The sequence below is a fragment of the Escherichia sp. E4702 genome, from assembly GCF_963883545.1.
Classification (GTDB): Bacteria; Pseudomonadota; Gammaproteobacteria; order Enterobacterales; family Enterobacteriaceae; genus Escherichia.
Genome location: NZ_CAWORF010000020.1, coordinates 30,984 through 49,536 on the forward strand (window position 1 = coordinate 30,984; position 18,553 = coordinate 49,536).

15 protein-coding genes are annotated in these 18,553 nt (G+C 49.9%); 8 read left to right on the forward strand and 7 right to left on the reverse strand.

Annotated elements, in window-relative coordinates:
- Positions 1-7: 7 nt before the first annotated feature.
- Together cydB and cydA are read right to left on the reverse strand one after the other, a co-directional pair.
- Positions 8-1,147, reverse strand: coding sequence for a cytochrome d ubiquinol oxidase subunit II (gene cydB, locus AACU94_RS12965; protein ID WP_135489554.1), 1,140 nt, complete (start codon positions 1,145-1,147; stop codon positions 8-10).
- A 15-nt stretch (positions 1,148-1,162) separates the two neighbouring features.
- Positions 1,163-2,731 (reverse strand): cytochrome ubiquinol oxidase subunit I, encoded by a 1,569-nt coding sequence (cydA, locus tag AACU94_RS12970; protein ID WP_010331061.1) that lies wholly within the window; start codon positions 2,729-2,731, stop codon positions 1,163-1,165.
- 1,379 nt (positions 2,732-4,110) lie between these two features.
- On the opposite strand from cydA, the gene glmS reads away from it, so the two are divergent.
- The 8 genes from glmS (at position 4,111) to cobO (ending at position 12,875) form a co-directional block, all read left to right on the forward strand.
- The gene (glmS, locus tag AACU94_RS12975; RefSeq protein ID WP_064528860.1) at positions 4,111-4,560 is read left to right on the forward strand and encodes a methylaspartate mutase subunit S; all 450 of its coding nucleotides are present in this window, start codon (positions 4,111-4,113) and stop codon (positions 4,558-4,560) included.
- Positions 4,560-5,948 carry a methylaspartate mutase accessory protein GlmL gene (gene glmL, locus AACU94_RS12980; protein ID WP_135489555.1) on the forward strand — a complete coding sequence of 463 codons (1,389 nt, stop codon included), beginning with the start codon at positions 4,560-4,562 and terminating at the stop codon, positions 5,946-5,948. The genes glmS and glmL overlap by 1 nt, the downstream gene beginning before the upstream one ends.
- Before the next feature lie 18 nt (positions 5,949-5,966).
- The gene (locus AACU94_RS12985; protein ID WP_130209900.1) at positions 5,967-7,412 is read left to right on the forward strand and encodes a methylaspartate mutase subunit E; all 1,446 of its coding nucleotides are present in this window, start codon (positions 5,967-5,969) and stop codon (positions 7,410-7,412) included.
- Positions 7,412-8,653 carry a methylaspartate ammonia-lyase gene (locus AACU94_RS12990; RefSeq protein ID WP_130258673.1) on the forward strand — a complete coding sequence of 414 codons (1,242 nt, stop codon included), beginning with the start codon at positions 7,412-7,414 and terminating at the stop codon, positions 8,651-8,653. Before AACU94_RS12985 ends, AACU94_RS12990 begins: the two co-directional genes overlap by 1 nt.
- A gap of 3 nt (positions 8,654-8,656) precedes the next feature.
- Entirely contained in the window at positions 8,657-10,027 is a 1,371-nt protein-coding gene (locus AACU94_RS12995) for an acyclic terpene utilization AtuA family protein (RefSeq protein WP_135489556.1), read from the forward strand.
- Positions 10,024-10,341 carry a DUF4387 domain-containing protein gene (locus AACU94_RS13000; RefSeq protein ID WP_130214960.1) on the forward strand — a complete coding sequence of 106 codons (318 nt, stop codon included), beginning with the start codon at positions 10,024-10,026 and terminating at the stop codon, positions 10,339-10,341. Before AACU94_RS12995 ends, AACU94_RS13000 begins: the two co-directional genes overlap by 4 nt.
- A 269-nt stretch (positions 10,342-10,610) precedes the next feature.
- Complete coding sequence (locus AACU94_RS13005; RefSeq protein WP_135489557.1) at positions 10,611-12,263, forward strand: class I fumarate hydratase; 1,653 nt, start codon at positions 10,611-10,613, stop codon at positions 12,261-12,263.
- Between the two features lie 9 nt (positions 12,264-12,272).
- Positions 12,273-12,875 (forward strand): cob(I)yrinic acid a,c-diamide adenosyltransferase, encoded by a 603-nt coding sequence (gene cobO, locus AACU94_RS13010; RefSeq protein ID WP_135381136.1) that lies wholly within the window; start codon positions 12,273-12,275, stop codon positions 12,873-12,875.
- Positions 12,876-12,908: 33 nt separating this feature from the next.
- Here cobO and AACU94_RS13015 read toward each other — a convergent pair whose 3' ends face one another.
- The 5 genes from AACU94_RS13015 to AACU94_RS13035 form a co-directional block, all read right to left on the reverse strand.
- On the reverse strand, positions 12,909-13,814 hold the full coding sequence (locus tag AACU94_RS13015; RefSeq protein ID WP_130209888.1) for a LysR family transcriptional regulator: 906 nt from the start codon (positions 13,812-13,814) through the stop codon (positions 12,909-12,911).
- Positions 13,815-14,084: 270 nt separating this feature from the next.
- Positions 14,085-15,755, reverse strand: a complete 1,671-nt coding sequence (locus AACU94_RS13020; protein WP_135489558.1) for an HAL/PAL/TAL family ammonia-lyase — start codon at positions 15,753-15,755, stop codon at positions 14,085-14,087.
- Positions 15,756-15,805: 50 nt separating this feature from the next.
- A complete protein-coding gene (hutG, locus tag AACU94_RS13025; protein ID WP_135489559.1) occupies positions 15,806-16,756 on the reverse strand; it encodes a formimidoylglutamase in 951 nt (316 codons plus the stop codon).
- On the reverse strand, positions 16,756-17,967 hold the full coding sequence (gene hutI, locus AACU94_RS13030; RefSeq protein ID WP_135489560.1) for an imidazolonepropionase: 1,212 nt from the start codon (positions 17,965-17,967) through the stop codon (positions 16,756-16,758). Before hutI ends, hutG begins: the two co-directional genes overlap by 1 nt.
- Positions 17,964-18,545: a HutD/Ves family protein gene (locus tag AACU94_RS13035; protein WP_240726475.1), complete on the reverse strand. Its 582-nt coding sequence runs from the start codon at positions 18,543-18,545 to the stop codon at positions 17,964-17,966. Before AACU94_RS13035 ends, hutI begins: the two co-directional genes overlap by 4 nt.
- Positions 18,546-18,553: the final 8 nt, after the last annotated feature.

Sequence of the window (18,553 nt, forward strand, 5' to 3'; positions counted from 1 at the left end):
TCCTTACTTAGTACAGAGAGTGGGTGTTACGTTCAATATCTTCTTTGGTGATACGTCCGAACATTTTCCAGTAACACCAGGCGGTGTAGAGCAGAATGATCGGAACCAGAACCACCGCAACCCAGGTCATGACGTTAAGCGTCAGCTGGCTGGAAGTTGCATCCCACATTGTCAGACTTGCATTCATCATAGTGCTGGACGGCATCACAAACGGGAACATTGCAATACCGGCAGTCAGGATGATGCAGGCCAGCGTCAGGGAGGAGAACACAAACGCCCACGCGGCTTTATCCATACGTGCAGTCAGAATGGTCAGCAGTGGCAGAACCACACCCAGCGCCGGAATAGACCACAGAATCGGCGTGTTGTTGAAGTTCACCAACCATGCGCCAGCTTCACGAACCACTTCTTTATTCAGCGGGTTAGAGGCAGCGTAATGGTCCATTGTTGATTTCACAACATAACCATCGATACCGTACATCACCCATACGCCAGCCAGTGCGAAGCAGACCAGTGTCACCAGAGCCGCCACCTGAGCCGTTGCACGGGTACGCAGGTGCAGCTCGCCCACGGTACGCATTTGCAGGTAGGTCGCGCCCTGAGTAATGATCATCCCTACGCTCACCACACCTGCCAGCAGGCCGAACGGGTTAAGCAGCTGGAAGAAGTTACCGGTGTAGTACAGACGCAGATATTCATCAACGTTGAACGGTACGCCCTGCAACAGGTTACCGAACGCTACACCAATCACCAGTGGCGGAACGAAGCTACCAATGAAGATGCCCCAGTCCCACATGTTACGCCAGCGGGTTTCTTCAATCTTGGAGCGGTAATCAAAACCGACCGGACGGAAGAACAAAGACGCCAGCACGAGGATCATCGCCACATAGAAGCCGGAGAACGCAGCGGCATAGACCATCGGCCAGGCAGCAAACAGTGCGCCGCCTGCGGTGATCAGCCATACCTGGTTACCGTCCCAGTGTGGTGCGATGGAGTTAATCATAATTCGACGCTCGGTGTCGTTACGACCGAGGAAACGGGTGAGCATGCCCACCCCCATGTCGAAACCGTCAGTGACTGCAAAACCAATCAGCAGAATGCCAACCAGCAGCCACCAGATAAAACGCAATACTTCATAATCGATCATTTGACGACTCCTGTCTTAGCGTGCCGGCTGAGTAGTCGTGGAGGACTGCTCAAAGTGATAGCGACCGGTTTTCAGGCTGCTTGGGCCGAGGCGTGCAAACTTGAACATTAAGAACAATTCTGCCACCAGGAACAGGGTATACAGGCCGCAAATCAGCACCATCGAGAAGATGAGATCGCCTGCGGTCAGTGACGAGTTCGCCACAGCTGTCGGCAACACTTCACCGATAGCCCACGGTTGGCGGCCATATTCAGCCACGAACCAGCCCGCTTCTACAGCAATCCACGGCAGCGGAATACCGTACAGCGCGGCGCGCAGCAGCCATTTTTTCTCGCCAATGCGGTTGCGGATGACACTCCAGAAGGAGAGCGCGATGATTGCCAGCAGCAGGAAGCCACACGCCACCATGATACGGAACGCGAAGTACAGCGGCGCTACACGTGGAATGGAGTCTTTGGTTGCCTGTTGAATCTGAGCTTCAGTCGCATCCGCCACGTTCGGCGTATAGCGTTTCAGCAGCAGACCGTAACCGAGGTCTTTCTTCATGCTATTGAACTGGTCACGAACCGCCTGGTCGGTAGAACCAGAACGCAGTTGTTCGAGCAGAGAGTACGCTTTCATCCCGTTACGGATGCGTTCTTCATGCTGAACCATCAGCTCTTTCAGGCCGATAACTGGCGTATCCACGGAACGCGTTGCAATGATGCCCAGCGCGTAAGGGATCTGGATCGCAAATTTGTTCGTCTGCTCATCCTGATCAGGAATACCGAACAGAGTAAAGGCAGCAGGCGCAGGTTGCGTTTCCCACTCGGCTTCAATTGCAGCCAGTTTGGTTTTCTGCACGTCGCCCATTTCGTAACCGGATTCATCACCCAGAACAATAACAGACAGAACGGCAGCCATACCGAAGCTTGCAGCGATAGCAAAGGAGCGTTTAGCGAAGGCGAAGTCACGGCCTTTCAGCATATACCATGCGCTGATACCGAGGATGAACATCGCGCCAGTCACATAACCAGAGGCTACAGTGTGAACGAATTTCACCTGAGCAACCGGGTTAAGCACCAGTTCGGAGAAGCTCACCATCTCCATACGCATGGTTTCGAAATTGAAATCGGACGCGATTGGGTTTTGCATCCAGCCGTTCGCAACCAGAATCCACAGTGCGGACAGGTTTGAACCGAGCGCCACCAGCCAGGTGACACACATATGCTGAACTTTACCCAGACGATCCCAACCGAAGAAGAACAGACCTACAAAGGTGGATTCGAGGAAGAAGGCCATCAGACCTTCGATTGCCAGCGGAGCACCGAAGATATCCCCTACATAGTGGGAATAGTAAGACCAGTTAGTCCCGAACTGGAACTCCATGGTCAGACCGGTTGCCACACCCAGAGCAAAGTTGATACCAAACAACTTGCCCCAGAACTTGGTCATATCTTTATAAATCTGTTTGCCGGAAAGGACGTAGACCGTTTCCATAATGGCCAGCAGGAACGCCATACCGAGCGTCAGCGGCACAAAAAGGAAGTGGTACATCGCGGTCAAGGCAAACTGTAAGCGCGACAGTTCGACTATATCTAACATCATGACTCCTTGCTCATCGCATGAAGACTCCGAGAGTGAACCCCGTTAGAAAGGGTCACACGCATGCCCCAATACAAAATTATTTGCTCGCCCCTATCGTTGCCATTTCATCAAAAGAGGAAAGACAATGATAAAAAAGTTACAAATATGTTAATGAATAAACCAAATTGATCCCGTAATTATATTACGCCGCAAAATCCTTACAATAAACAGGTTTTTATTGAGCAAATTTGCATTTTTCGACAGTGATCAATTTATAGTGAAATTGTCACTATCCCACCAACTTGATCTACGACAATTTATCGCGTTTTGCAGATTTTTTTCAAGAATTAAAAATTGATTTATATCAAAATCAACCAGATATGTTAATCATGTATAATCTATAGATCATTGGTAATTTTATTGTTAATTTATTGTAACCAAATAGCGCAGTAAAATTACCACTATGGAAATGCATAGATAAAAAACCAGTATTTTATTTAACAGAACCGCCTTACCCACTTTTTATAAGACTAATTGAGTAGATTAGCCAATTTGTTGTCATTTTACATAACATATTTTTATCAAAGTTAATTGATTGTTGTCTTTATGAGCACCCATCTTTACCCCGGAATGTTATTGTTGCTTTGCTAATAATAACGTTGAAGGATGGATTTGTAGAATGCAGGAGGAGGGGAAAGAGAGCTTTTAAGCTAAATTGCATCTGATATAAGTATTTTTCCCCTTTTTATATTCAATGAACGGCTCAGTGAGCCAACATCAAACAACATGAGATTCAATAACTAAGTTTATCCTGCGTTGGTATATGTAAATTATCTTTATTACCCCAGCAGCAAGACGAGACAATGAAACGGTATTATATCTGGACGTTATTGAACACCCGCCCACTCTAAGTAATACGTTCCACTGCTCAAGAATAATCATTTGAGTAGAAGTGATTAATTAGGTCCAATGAATAGCACACCCCCAAATGAGTTATTAACCATTTGTTACTTTAAACATTACCGTTACAATTCCATGTTAAGACGGCAGTAAATTGCATTAATAATGCGCACCAAACTTTATGAACTACTTTTATAACCAGTACCCTCTTAAAAAATGCAAATCAGATGTTGATCACAAATATATCAATACATTAAATCAATATAATTTGAAAAATTAAAATCAATAACAACCATATACGTAATCCATTGAAATAACAGTCATATTTAAAGCAATCACATAAACAAGCATTTTTCGAAAGATATTTTGAAAATAGATCAATTGCAACCAGACGACAGGACACAGACACTCCAGTGTTATTAATCATGTGCCACAGAAACGGCCATAAATACGACGTGTGTAACTTATTTTACTCTCTGTCTTACAAAGGATTACCCATGAAGAAAGCAACACTAGTGCTTGGCGTTATTGGTGCCGACTGCCATGCAGTTGGCAATAAAGTTCTGGATCGCGTTTTTACTTCTCATGACTTCAGAGTCATAAACCTGGGCGTAATGGTCAGCCAGGATGAATATATTGATGCTGCCATTGAAACTGGCGCTGACGCGATAGTGGTTTCCTCTATCTATGGGCATGGGGATATCGACTGTCTGGGTATGCGTGAACGCTGCATCGAACGTGGGCTGGGCGACATTCTGCTCTATGTAGGCGGTAACCTGGTGGTGGGTAAACATGACTTCGCTGACGTGGAAATCAAATTCAAAGAGATGGGTTTTGACCGCGTCTTCGCCCCCAGCCATGACTTAGAAGATGTCTGCCAGCTGATGGCCAACGATATCAACCAGCGTCATGGTGTTGAAACACGTATTTTCGAAGAGGCCATCTGATGCAAATCGTCTCTGTCGATATTGGATCGACGTGGACCAAAGCTGCCCTCTTTACCCGGGAGGGGGACGCGTTAACGCTGGTTAACCACGTTCTGACCCCAACCACCACACATCATCTGGCCGATGGTTTTTTCTCAAGCCTGAATCAGGTGTTAAACGTAGATAACGCCCTCCCTCTGTTAAAAAGCGGCGAAGTCGCATTGAAGTACTCCTCTTCAGCCAAAGGTGGACTGGCGGTTGCCGCAATGGGATTAGTGCCTTCTATTACCCTGGAATCCGCAAAAGTAACCGCTCACTCTGCTGGCGCTAAAATAGCGCAGCATTACTCCTACAAGTTGAACCGCCGTGATATTCAGGCGCTGGAAGAGTCACCACCCGATATCCTCTTGTTCACGGGCGGCACCGACGGCGGAGAAGAGAGTTACGGGCTAAATAACGCCCGTGTGCTGGCGGAATCAAAACTCGAGTGCGCCATTATTTATGCCGGAAACAGGGACATTCAGGACAATATACAAGACATCCTCGGGCATAAAGATCTGACTATCGTCGATAACGTCCTGCCTGACCTTGAAAATCCCTCCCCTTTCGCCGCGCGACAGGCCATCTGCGACATTTTCCTCAAACGCATTGTTAAAGGAAAAGGGCTGGATGTCATTGTTGATGAAACGGGCGAAGAGCCGATGCCAACGCCGTGGACGGTTTTTGAACTGGTTAAGGCAATCAGTAATGTCGATAGCAGTTGGAAAGAGTTCATGCTGATCGACATGGGCGGCGCAACCACCGATATGTATTCTGCCTGTGCCAATAATCTCTCACCCGACACCGTTTTACACGGCGTACCGGAACCCTTCGTAAAACGGACCGTTGAAGGCGATCTGGGAATGCGCGTCTCAGCAATGGTGGTTGGTGAAAGTGCAAAAGACTTAGTTAATGTGATCTTTTCTCAGCACCCCACGCAGCAGGACGCTTTTTATCATTATCTCCGTCATTTGGTTGCACATCCCGACCATTTACCCACTAACGCAGAAGAAAAATATTTCGATACTGTGCTGGCCGGACTGTGCGTAGGTTACGCAACTGAACGTCATGCCGGCACCAAAAAAGAGGTCTGCACCTGCGTCGGCAATGTCGATTTACAGATGGGACGCGACCTGACCACCGTGCGCAAAGTCGTTGGTTCCGGTGGATGGCTGTCGCGCGCCAGCCAGTTTGATATTCATCGTTGGTTGAAATACCGCGAGTTAAACGACGACGGCAAACGCATTCTCTTACCGACCGAATTTGAATATTACCGCGATTCACGGGGGCTATTTCCACTGCTGGCAAACGTCGCCAGAGTCGATCCGCAGGCCGCCGCGCGTACCAGTATTCAATGCTTAACCCTATAACAATTAAGGTAGCAATCAATGGAACTTCGAAATAAGAAATTAACCCATGACGAATTCATGACCGAGCGGCAACAGGTACTGAAAACCTGGGAAACTGGCAAGGATGTTGAAAACTTCGAAGATGGCGTTAAATATCAACAAACTATTCCTGATCACAAACGCTTCTCCCTTGCCCTACTGAAAGCAGACCTGGAAGGTAAAACGCTTAGCCAACCGCGCGCAGGCGTGGCGTTGATGGACGAGCACATCGAACTACTGAAAACACTGCAAGATGAGTGCGATTTGCTGCCGAGCACCATCGATGCCTATACCCGTCTGAATCGTTACGAAGAAGCCGCGGTAGGGATTAAAAAATCCATCGAAGCCGGAACCTCTAAACTGAACGGTTTACCGGTGGTTAACCACGGCGTCGCCGCATGCCGTCGTCTGACCGAAACCTTGCAAAAACCGCTACAGATCCGCCATGGCACACCAGATGCGCGGCTGCTGGCTGAAATCTCAATGGCCAGCGGCTTCACCAGCTATGAAGGCGGCGGCATTTCCTACAATATTCCGTACGCCAAACGCGTAACGCTGGAGAAATCGATCCGCGACTGGCAGTACTGCGACCGTTTAATGGGGCTGTATGAAGAGCACGGCATTCGCATCAACCGCGAACCGTTTGGCCCGCTTACAGGTACCTTGATTCCACCGTTTATCTCGCACTCTATTGCGATAATCGAAGGCTTGCTGGCACTGGAACAGGGCGTGAAATCTATCACCGTCGGTTATGGTCAGGTCGGAAGCCTGACGCAAGATATTGCGGCGATCCAGTCTCTGCGGGAACTCGCTCACGAATACTTCCAGAATCATGGCTATGCAGAGTACGAATTAAGTACGGTGTTCCACCAGTGGATGGGCGGTTTTCCGGAAGACGAGTCAAAAGCGTTCGCGATTATCTCCTGGGGCGCGGCGGTTGCTGGAATGTCGGGCGCGACCAAAGTAATCACCAAGAGTCCGCATGAAGCCTGGGGCATCCCTACCGCTGCCGCCAACGTGCAGGGACTGAAAGCCTCCCGCCAAATGCTCAATATGGTTAGCGATCAGAAATTCCCACCGTGTCCTGCGGTGGAACTGGAAGTTGAGCTGATTAAGAGTGAAGTTCGCGCCGTGCTGAATAAAGTGTTCGAACTGGGGAATGGGGATATCGCGCGCGGTACGGTGCTGGCATTTGAAGCGGGTGTACTGGATGTGCCGTTTGCGCCAGCCGCCTGCAACGCGGGCAAAATTCTTCCGGTTCGCGACAACACCGGCGCGATACGCGTGCTTGAAGCCGGCGCCGTTCCGTTGCCAAAAGACATTCTCGACCTTCACCACGATTACGTTGCTGAACGCGCACGCTTTGAAGGACGCCAACCGACATTCCAGATGGTTGTTGATGACATCAATGCTGTATCCCACAGTAAATTAATAGGAAGACCATAATGAAAATAAAACAGGCCCTGTTCACCGCTGGCTACTCCTCATTCTATTTCGATGACCAGCAGGCGATAAAAAACGGAGCGGGCCACGACGGATTTTTTTATACCGGGGAGCCGGTTACGTCTGGTTTTAGCGCAGTACGTCAGGCTGGGGAGTGCGTTTCAGTTCAGTTGATTCTGGAAAATGGCGCGGTCGCGGTTGGTGACTGTGCTGCGGTACAGTACTCTGGGGCAGGCGGTCGCGATCCGCTGTTCCTCGCCGAGCATTTTATTCCGTTCCTTAATGACCATATCAAACCGTTACTGGAAGGCCGCGATGTGGATGCGTTTGTGCCGAACGCCCGTTTTTTCGACAAGCTGCGTATTGATGGCAACTTGCTGCATACCGCCGTGCGCTATGGATTATCGCAGGCGTTGCTTGACGCTACCGCGCTGGCAACGGGCCGTCTGAAAACTGAAGTAGTTTGCGATGAATGGCAGTTACCGCGCGTGGCAAAATCCATTCCTTTATTTGGCCAGAGCGGCGACGATCGGTATATCGCCGTCGATAAGATGATCCTTAAAGGGATCGACGTACTGCCCCATGCGCTGATTAATAACGTCGAAGAGAAGCTGGGCTTTAAGGGCGAAAAACTGCGCGAATATATCCGCTGGCTGTCAGATCGCATTCTGAGCAAACGTACCAGCGCTCGCTACCACCCTACCCTACACATCGATGTATACGGCACCATCGGTCTGATCTTCGGCATGGATCCCGTTCGCTGCGCGCAATACATCGCCAGCCTGGAAGAAGAAACACAAGGTCTGCCGCTGTACATTGAAGGCCCGGTCGATGCCGGTAACAAACCTGACCAAATTCGCCTGTTGACTGCCATCACCAAAGAGCTGACGCGCCTCGGTTCCGGCGTGAAAATTGTCGCCGACGAATGGTGTAACACCTACCAGGATATCGTTGATTTCACTGATGCAGCCAGTTGCCACATGGTGCAAATCAAAACGCCTGATCTGGGCAGTATTCACAACATCGTCGATGCGGTTCTGTACTGCAACAGCCACGGAATGGAAGCTTATCAGGGTGGCACCTGTAACGAAACCGATGTCAGCGCCCGAACTTGTGTCCACGTAGCTCTTGCCGCGCGTCCCATGCGGATGCTGGTAAAACCGGGGATGGGGTTTGACGAAGGCCTCGACATCGTGTTCAACGAAATGAATCGTACTATCGCGCTGATGCTGGCTAAGGATTAACAGATGGCTCGTTCTTTTAAAGTCTTATCACCTACTGCGATCCTCGGTTACGGCTTTCCTGAAGAGAGCTTCCGCAAAGCGATGGCGGAATCTCCCGATCTGATCGCCGTTGATGCCGGTTCTTCCGATCCTGGCCCGCACTATCTGGGGGCGGGTAAGCCCTTTACCGACCGCGCGGGAGTTAAACGCGACCTGCGCTATATGATCAGCGCTGGCGTGCAAAATAATATTCCAGTGGTGATCGGGACGGCCGGTGGTTCTGGCGCTGCCCCGCATTTGGAGTGGTGTCGTCAAATTATTCACGAGATTGCGCAAGAGGAAAAACTTTCGTTTTCGATGGCGCTGATCCCGGCGGACGTTGACAAAGCCATCGTCCACCAGGCACTGGATAACGGCAAAATAACGGCGCTGGATTTTGTCCCGCCGTTAACGCACGACGCGATTGACGAAAGTACCTACATCGTCGCACAAATGGGCATCGAGCCCTTCCAGCGGGCGCTGAAAGAAGGCGCACAGGTGGTGCTCGGCGGCCGGGCTTATGATCCGGCCTGCTTTGCCGCGCTCCCCATCATGCAAGGCTTTGACGAAGGGCTGGCGCTGCACTGTGGGAAAATTCTCGAATGTGCAGCAATTGCCGCAACGCCAGGCTCCGGCTCTGACTGTGCGATGGGCATCATCGACGATAATGGCTTCACGCTGAAGACGTTCAATCCGCAGCGTAAATTCACCGAAACATCCGCAGCCGCGCATACGCTGTATGAGAAATCAGACCCGTACTTCCTGCCGGGACCAGGTGGTGTTCTGAATCTGAAAGGCTGCACCTTCAAAGCCGTGAACGACGGTGAAGTTTATGTCAGCGGTTCTAAGCATGAAGAAACGCCATATGCCCTGAAACTGGAAGGTGCGCGGCAGGTGGGCTTCCGCTGCCTGACCATCGCAGGCACTCGCGACCCAATTATGATCGCCGGGATCGACAAAATCATTGAAGATGTCAAAGCCAGCGTAACGCGCAACCTGTCGCTGACCGATGACAGCATTCGAATGACATTCCACCTGTACGGTAAAAATGGTGTCATGGGCGACCACGAGCCCATGGAAACTGCCGGACATGAACTGGGGATCGTCCTGGATGTGGTCGCGCCGACGCAAGAAATCGCCAACAGTGTTTGTTCACTGGTGCGCTCCACTATGCTGCACTACGGTTATGAAAATCGCATCGCCACTGCGGGCAACCTGGCGTTCCCGTTCTCCCCTTCTGATATCCAGAGCGGACCCGTATACGAGTTTTCTATCTATCACCTGATTGAAGCCAACGACGCACTGCGCTTTGATTTCCATATTGAACAGGTGACGCCAGAAGGAGTTCAGGCATGAAACAGTCAATTGTCTCACTGGCGCAAGTCATTCGTTCGAAAAATGCCGGACCCTACGAACTGGTTTTAGATATTTTATTTAAAACGAAAGAAAACTATGAGCGAGTTAAATCATCAGGGCAATTGACTCCAGAGCTGATTGCGCGCTTATATCATGTTGAACCTGACTTTATTCATCGTATTGTCTGGTTTGATCCTTCTAATGCAGTAAAAATCGTCATGCCACGAGATATTATCTCCGGGAATGTGGGCGATAATGATGTTTATGGTGCGCAGCAGCACGCACCTTTATTAAGCATTCATTTTGACATTTAATAATTAATACTGTTTAGATTATCAACCCCATAAATGTACCTGCACAGATTTCTTTATGCCAGGTACATTTATCTAAACATATCAATAAAATTGATTACGAAGCTGCCAGCATTATCACAACAGAAATAACTGGTGGCCTACGTTCTCCTAAAAACCATACAACAATCACACGTAATTAAACAAAAAATACTTAAGTCAATACCGAATCTCTGCTGGAAAAAAGACTGCCTTATCATTCGGTAAAAATAACCACAATGTGAGAACACATCATGTCCAAACCATTTATCTGGCAAGAACCGTTTTTACAATATAAAGACGCAACGGAATATAAATTAATCAGCGATCAATATATTACAGTAACGGAAATAGACGGCGAAGAAGTGATAAAAGTCGCTCCGGAAGCATTAACGTTGCTTGCCCGGGAGGCATTTTATGAAGCCTCTTTTTTCTTACGTCCCGTTCACCTGCAACAAGTCGCCAGCATTCTGAACGATCCGCAGGCCAGCAGTAATGACAGATATGTGGCCTTGCAGCTACTGCGCAATGCCGAAGTCTCAGCAAAAGGGATATTACCCAACTGCCAGGACACCGGCACCGCCACCATTGTCGCCAGTAAAGGGCAACACATCTGGACCGGGGGCAATGACGCCGAAGCCTTAAGCAAAGGTATTTACACCACTTTCCAGGAAAATAATCTGCGCTTTTCACAAAATGCGCCACTGGATATGTATACCGAAGTCAATACACAAACCAATCTTCCGGCGCAGATTGATATCGGCGCCGTCCCCGGCGACGAGTACCATTTTCTGTGTGTTAATAAAGGGGGTGGCTCTGCCAATAAAGCTGCGCTTTACCAGGAAACTAAATCTCTCCTGCAACCAGAAAAACTGACTGCGTTTTTAATCGAAAAAATGAAATCGCTGGGAACTGCCGCCTGTCCGCCCTACCACATCGCCTTTGTCGTCGGGGGACTTTCTGCCGATCAGGCGTTAAAAGTCGCCAAACTAGCGTCGACAAAATACTACGATAATCTGCCCACCAGCGGAAACAAGCAGGGACAAGCCTTCCGCGATGTTGAGCTGGAAAAAACCTTGCTCGACGCCAGCCAACAATTTGGTATTGGTGCTCAGTTTGGTGGCAAATATTTCGCTCATGATATTCGTGTTATCCGTCTACCGCGCCACGGCGGCTCCTGCCCAATCGCTATGGCGCTCTCCTGTTCCGCCGATCGTAATATTAAAGCCAAAATTAACAAGCACGGCATCTGGCTGGAAAAACTCGAACATAATCCGGGGCAATATATTCCAGCCTCAATGCGGGAAGACAATCACACGCATAACGTACAGATTGATCTAAATCGTCCATTGCGTGAGGTAATGCAGGATCTCGCCACATTACCGATCGGCACCCGTGTGTCGTTAAGCGGCCCCATCGTAGTGGCGCGTGATATCGCCCACGCCAAAATAAAAGAACGACTGGATAACGGCGAACCGATGCCGGATTACCTGAAACATCATATCGTCTATTACGCTGGCCCCGCGAAAACACCGGAAAATATGGCCTGTGGTTCTCTTGGGCCCACCACGGGCGGTCGAATGGACGGTTATGTCGACGCCTTCCAGGCGGCTGGCGGCAGTCTGGTGATGTTATCGAAAGGCAACCGCAGCCAGCAGGTTACCGATGCCTGTCACAAACATGGCGGCTTTAATCTGGGAAGCATCGGCGGTGCGGCGGCGTTACTGGCACAAGAATATGTCAAAAGCCTGCATTGCCTGGAATATCCGGAGTTGGGCATGGAAGCAGTGTGGATGATGGAGGTTGAAAACTTGCCCGCGTTCATTCTGGTGGATGATAAAGGCAATAATTTCTTTAGTCAGTTTGAGCAGCAACACCGTTGCGCCAATTGCCCCGCCGGGCATTAAGGAAAGTGAATGGAAGCGCGGATTTCAACTGAACGGCATATTCAGCGCCAGCAGAAACTGAAAGAACAGGTCGACACACGCATCGCGGCGGCGACGGAGAAAAAAGGAATATTGATTGTTTTCACTGGTAACGGAAAAGGAAAATCCACCGCCGCTTTTGGTACCGTGACGCGCGCCGTAGGTCATGGCAAAACGGTTGGCGTTGCGCAGTTCATCAAGGGACAATGGGACAACGGCGAATATAACCTTCTCCATCCACTGGGCGTTGAATTTCATATTATGGGAACAGGTTTTACCTGGGAGACACAAAATCGGCAAGCGGATATCGACGCGGCGAAAGAGGTCTGGTCTGAATGCAAGCGGATGCTGGCTGATGACCGTTACGATTTAGTGGTGCTCGATGAGCTGACCTACATGCTGGCTTACCATTATCTGGATACCGAAGAAGTGATCGCTTCGCTACAAAATCGCCCGGCGCAGCAAAACGTCATTGTCACCGGACGCGGCTGCCATAGTGAGATAGTAAAAATGGCGGATACGGTAAGCGAAATCCGTCCCGTCAAGCATGCTTTTGATAACGGTATTCAGGCACAGCCTGGTATCGACTGGTAATGACTGCGCCTGGCATCTCGCCAGGCGCAGGTTTTACATCTCCTCCGGTACGACCGATTTTGCCAGCAACCACTCACGAAAGAGTTGCAAGTGCGGATAATCAGCCTTCTCTTCCCGCCACGTCATAATAAAGCGATTACCGGTACGAATAGGCACATCACACGGGATCACCATGTCACCGCTATCTAAATCGTGTTGAATTGCAAACCGGGGCAACAGCGCCACACCGAGATTAGATCGCACGGCGGCAATCAGCATTGAAAGTAAATCAAAACGTGGCCCGTTATTCACCAATGGACTACTAACGCCAGACAATGCAAACCACTCTTCCCAGCCAGTAATACGGGTGCTTTGATGCAGCAGTGGTAGCTCACTTAATAGCTCTGCAACAGACAGTTTTTGGTCAGGAAGTGAAAGTAAACTGCCGCTGCATACCGGCAGGATCTCTTCCTCAAAGAGATATTCTACCTCCGACCAGGGCGCACAAAAATTTTCGCGCATAATGACGGCATCGTATTCCCGATTAAGAAAATCCCCGTTATTAGCTAATGAGTGAATATTGACAATAATATCGGGATACAATTTATTGAACTCACGTAAATTGGGGATCAACCAGTGCGTGCTGAAAGTAGGATTGACAGCAAGCTCAATAACCTGAACCGTAGGCTGCCAGGTCATGATAGTATTCGTGTCACGTTCAAGCTTATTCAATGTTTCTTTAACAATGCCCAGATAATGCTTTCCGGCATCATTAAGAAATATTCTTTTTTTAGAATGCGCAAATAATGATATATGTAAAAAATCTTCCAGTGCGCTAACTTGCCTGAATACTGCGCTTTGGGTTAACGCTAACTCCTCTGCCGCTCTGGTATAACTTTCATGGCGTGCGACTACCTCAAAAGTTACCAACAGTTCCGTTTTGGGTATTTTTCCTCTCATAATGCCGTCCCTTAAAAATAGTTTAAACTATCAAAAAACCATTACTTATTGCTAAGTAATGGCAACCAAAGCAGCAATAGATATTTTATAAAAATCATGATCGATATTTATAACCCAGCAAGCCCGGCGTGACAATTGTCTCAATCAGATAATAATAATCCGAAAAGCAAAGCGCCCTTCGGATTATTATGATTCAGGTTAAGTGAAGATTATTAAATTGATAGCAATTATCATATCTATGGATATTATGATAAACAATCAACAAAAATTTTATTTTTGATTTATAGCATATCCTTCTAAGAATTTTTGCGAAGCTGCAATATCTGGGGTAAAGACCCGATCCTGGTCGACAAAAGGCACGACTTTTCTGTATTCGGTAAACATTGCTTTGGTGGATTTTCCTAATGCCAGTTGCGGATCGGCCTGCAACCGTAAATCGAGAGCCTGTGCGGAATGCATCAGTTCAATGCCATAAATCACGTTCAGATTATCGACAACCTGTTTCAATCTTCTGGCCGCGTGGTCATTATTGGCGCCGGTATCTTCTATACCTCCGGCAACCGGTTGAATATCGAAAGAAACAGGATTGGCGAGATCGACGTTTTCCGCATGCAGCGCGACAAACGGAATATGCAGCGAACCGAAGCCGTGACCTTTATTACCGGGTGCCGACAGGAAGCGCGTTAAACCGGTAAAGTGCTCATCTTCCAGGTGCAGCGAGCGACGCATACTGTTATGCGAAACATGTACCAACGCCACGGTCAGACGCTGAGTGGCAAGCGCAACAGGTAACGATTCGAAATTCGCCGTCGGGAAGATCCCGCCGCTGACTGCGCCATCTTTAACAAAATATTGCGCGACCTGACTGGAGTCCTGATACGCCTTGTCAGCATTCAGCACCGTTGCTGGGTTGTCATCGGAACTGTTGATTTGTACGGTTATGATCTCTTCAGCATCATGCAAAGCGCGTACTGATTCAGCAATGGTATATACCGTAGTTCTGAACGATAACGGATCTTGCAATGCACGTTTGTCATCTTTATGCCATAAATATGAACCGTTTAACGCATCGCGAATCTCTTTTGCAGAGTCAGCCAACTGCGGGAAAGGACGCACGGCAATTGACTGCGGCAGTACTGGTGCGACGTTACCATTCAACGCTTCCAGACTCATAGCGAAAACCACCGGACTGACATTCAGCAACTGACGTGCCGAACGAACTGCTTCGATAGCGTAGGCTGTCCCGACGCTGTTGTTCGACAAAATCGCCAGCATATCTTTACCCTGCGGCACCAGTGGCTTAAGTCCCACTTTCGCCAGCGCGTCACCACCGCTCATTTGCACGCCATTTACTCGGGCTTTCCATTCCCCCATCATCACCAGACCAACGTGCGAAGCGAGCATAATATCCGCTGCGCCGATGCTTCCCCGCGCCGGAATTAACGGTGTAACGCCGCGGTTAATAAATTCGGCATACAACTCGGCAATATAAGGCTGCGCGCCGGTTTGCCCATGCAGCATAGTATTTAAACGTAATACCATTGAAAGGCGTGCCAGATAATCCGGTAACATCGGACCAACGCCCGCAGAATGGGCGCGCAGCGCGGCAGCATTAAATTTTTTCGACGCGTCAATCACCTCAGGCGTTAAATTTCCTTTGGCATCAAATATCGGCTGGTCTTTATTTAGCCCCACACCTACGGTTAAACCATAAACGGGTGTTCCAGAATGTGCGGCGGTCATCACCAGATCATAACTTTTTTCCATTCTGTCCAGAGCTTTCGCCGCGATTTTGACGTCGTTATCACCTAACGCAATTGACCAGGCCTGGTCAATGGAAAGATGTTCGCCATCCAGAGTAATGGTTGATTTCGCCATCGCGATGGAGCAAACGCTCCAGAGCACAACGGTGACAGTGACTCTTCGTATCAATCCTTTCATTGTGTTTCCTTATCATGATGAGTTTAACAACGGGTTACTGCGACAACGTTTTAATTTGTTCTATCTGTTTTCCCCCGCCGGACAATACTGGTCACCAGGCGAGCGGCAACTTTCGCGGTTAAATTATCGCGATCCAGGTCCGGGTTAAGTTCGGCAATATCCGCCGCAATCAACTTCTCGCTACCGGCGATTAAATTCACAATGGCTTCAGTAATATTTAACGGCACGCCTAGCGGTGATGGCGCAGAAACGCCGGGCGCCTGATAACCGGGTAAAACATCGAGACAAATCGTTAAATAAATGGCGTCACACGCTTGAATATCTGCCGAGAGCGCATTAGCGACCTCATGCAAACCACGTTCAAATTGCAGAGATTCGTCCAGCCAATAACGCACACCGAGACAATCAGCGCGATCAAATAACGCCTGAGTATTGGCAAAACGACTTATTCCCAGCACGCGATAATTAAACGGTTTGCCATGCTGCGCGTTCCACTCTTGCATCTGACGAAACGGCGTACCTGAATTGGCTTTTTCCGCCATCCGTAAATCAAAATGCGCGTCAAGGTTCACAATCAGTAACCGCTGAATATCAGGACGCGACTGCATAATCCCCTGAAATGTTCCCCACGCCACTTCATGACCGCCACCCAGAACCACCGGTAAACTGCCGCGCGCAATGGCTGTAGATACGTTGGCCGCCAGACGATTTTGTGCGGACTCCAGCGCGTGGTCCTCGCTTTGTACATCGCCCATATCGAAAATAGCGCCTTCACAGAGCACCGGCATATTTCCCAACATGCTGCGCAACGCGCCCGGTCCGCCTGCTGCACCCGCTCGCCCACCATTACGTTGCACCCCGTCATCAACGGCAAAACCAATCAGCGAACAACCGCCGTGGCTTTGTTCACTAAACGGTTGCACATGTTGATGCCAGCGAGTGCTGACGCCGATTTCCTGCGAGTCAACACGCCCACTCCACGGCAATAATGTTTGCTTCATTACCAACTCCTTTTTCCGCCGACAATAAGCCCCTGGCAAGGCTGATGCCCAAACCAGTAAGCCAGTTCACGTGGATGGTTAAGATCCCAGACCGCCATATCCGCCCGTAATCCCGGTGCAAGTTCACCCCGATCAACAAGCCCAAGTGCCTTTGCCGCATGACGCGTAACGCCCTGAACGGCTTCCAGCGGCGTCATGCGAAACAGCGTACAGGCCATATTGATCATCAATGGCAATGACATATTGGGAGACGTTCCGGGGTTATGGTCCGTGGAGATAGCAATCGGCACGCCCGCTGCCCGCAAAGCAGCAATCGGCGGCAGATGGGTTTCGCGCAGGAAGTAATAAGCACCGGGGAGCAGTACCGCCACTGTTCCAGCTGCTTTCATGGCGGCGATCCCCGACTCGCTCAGGTATTCCAGATGATCGCAGGAGAGTGCAGAAAACGCCGCCGCCAGCGCAGCGCCTTGCTGGTCAGAAAGCTGTTCGGCATGCAGTTTTACAGGTAATCCATAGTGTTGTGCTTTACTGAAAACGCGCCGTACCTGGTCTGGGCTAAAGGCGATGTTTTCACAAAAAGCGTCAACCGCATCAATAAGCCCCTGTTCATGTAAGACGCCCATCCAGTCGCAAAGCGCCGTAATGTAATCATCACTGCGCCCGGCAAACTCTGGCGGCAAGCTGTGCGCCCCAAGAAACGTAGACTGGATACGTAATCCTGTAGATTCCTGTAAGCGGCGGATAACGCGCAAACAGCGCGCTTCATCTTCCAGCGTCAAGCCATAACCGGATTTTATTTCCAGCGTACTGACGCCTTCACGCAACCAGTTTTGTAGTCGCTGCGCCCCCAGTTCAAACAGTTGTGTTTCGCTGGCCGCCCGCGTGGCATTGACGGTAGATAAGATCCCGCCGCCCGCTCTGGCGATATCTTCATAAGCCACGCCTTGCAGCCGCATCTCAAACTCATTCGCCCGCTGGCCGCCATACACCAGATGCGTATGGCAATCCACCAGGCCGGGGGTCAGCAACTTACCCCGCAGGTCGTGTTCCTCTGTAATGTCAGCCGTCAGTTCGCGAGGGATCTGCGTGGCCTTGCCAAGCCAGACAATAGTGTCGCCACGGCTGATTACTGCACCATTTTCAATCACTCCCCAATCGTTAGCGGAAAGCGTCGCCAGCGTGGTATTTCGCCAGAGCGTTAATGCACTCATAAGGATTTTTCCCCTCGTAGATAATAAAGCCACCAGCCCGCCAGCTCACCGACGGAGACTTTTTTCCGTGGTACGAAACGCCAGGGCTTGCCATCAGGCGCAACCAGCCATAACAACATATTTGCCGCGACAAACACCCTTTTCTTGCCGCTTATCCACTCCCCTTCACACAGCGTGAACAGGCCCGCTTGCGCAAGTGACGGAGGAAGCCAGTCAACGGCACTTTGCACCCGCAACATCCCCGTATCGCCTTCCCGCGCCATGACATTGAGATCGCGAACTGCACCGCCCAGCAGCTGGCAATCTGGCATGGCTTCTCCGGGAAAAATTAAGGCGGGATCGTGACGTTGCAGGTTGATTATCGAATCGGCAAACGTCAGCCTCACCCCTTCCCCATCGAGAATAGCGAGGCCACGTACCACGCCAGGCCACGCCGAAAAAGGACCGTCCTGGCTGACATTGGCCATACTGATGCGTACCAGCCAGTTTTCATCATCAGGCCAGGCATGCAGTTGTCGCGTAACCCCCCCGCCGTTGCGCCACGGTTGCAAGGGCTTATCCATTGCAGATATCAGCATTGGTTCCA

What these genes read in the sequence shown, in the direction of transcription:
- hutI (WP_135489560.1), bottom strand. Translation starts at nt 17,967, where the DNA reads ATGAGTGCATTAACGCTCTGGCGAAATACCACGCTGGCGACGCTTTCC.
- hutG (WP_135489559.1), bottom strand. Translation starts at nt 16,756, where the DNA reads ATGAAGCAAACATTATTGCCGTGGAGTGGGCGTGTTGACTCGCAGGAA.
- glmL (WP_135489555.1), top strand. Translation starts at nt 4,560, where the DNA reads ATGCAAATCGTCTCTGTCGATATTGGATCGACGTGGACCAAAGCTGCC.
- AACU94_RS12985 (WP_130209900.1), top strand. Translation starts at nt 5,967, where the DNA reads ATGGAACTTCGAAATAAGAAATTAACCCATGACGAATTCATGACCGAG.
- cydA (WP_010331061.1), bottom strand. Translation starts at nt 2,731, where the DNA reads ATGTTAGATATAGTCGAACTGTCGCGCTTACAGTTTGCCTTGACCGCG.
- glmS (WP_064528860.1), top strand. Translation starts at nt 4,111, where the DNA reads ATGAAGAAAGCAACACTAGTGCTTGGCGTTATTGGTGCCGACTGCCAT.
- AACU94_RS13020 (WP_135489558.1), bottom strand. Translation starts at nt 15,755, where the DNA reads ATGAAAGGATTGATACGAAGAGTCACTGTCACCGTTGTGCTCTGGAGC.
- AACU94_RS13005 (WP_135489557.1), top strand. Translation starts at nt 10,611, where the DNA reads ATGTCCAAACCATTTATCTGGCAAGAACCGTTTTTACAATATAAAGAC.
- AACU94_RS12995 (WP_135489556.1), top strand. Translation starts at nt 8,657, where the DNA reads ATGGCTCGTTCTTTTAAAGTCTTATCACCTACTGCGATCCTCGGTTAC.
- AACU94_RS13015 (WP_130209888.1), bottom strand. Translation starts at nt 13,814, where the DNA reads ATGAGAGGAAAAATACCCAAAACGGAACTGTTGGTAACTTTTGAGGTA.
- cobO (WP_135381136.1), top strand. Translation starts at nt 12,273, where the DNA reads ATGGAAGCGCGGATTTCAACTGAACGGCATATTCAGCGCCAGCAGAAA.
- AACU94_RS13035 (WP_240726475.1), bottom strand. Translation starts at nt 18,545, where the DNA reads ATGCTGATATCTGCAATGGATAAGCCCTTGCAACCGTGGCGCAACGGC.
- cydB (WP_135489554.1), bottom strand. Translation starts at nt 1,147, where the DNA reads ATGATCGATTATGAAGTATTGCGTTTTATCTGGTGGCTGCTGGTTGGC.
- AACU94_RS12990 (WP_130258673.1), top strand. Translation starts at nt 7,412, where the DNA reads ATGAAAATAAAACAGGCCCTGTTCACCGCTGGCTACTCCTCATTCTAT.
- AACU94_RS13000 (WP_130214960.1), top strand. Translation starts at nt 10,024, where the DNA reads ATGAAACAGTCAATTGTCTCACTGGCGCAAGTCATTCGTTCGAAAAAT.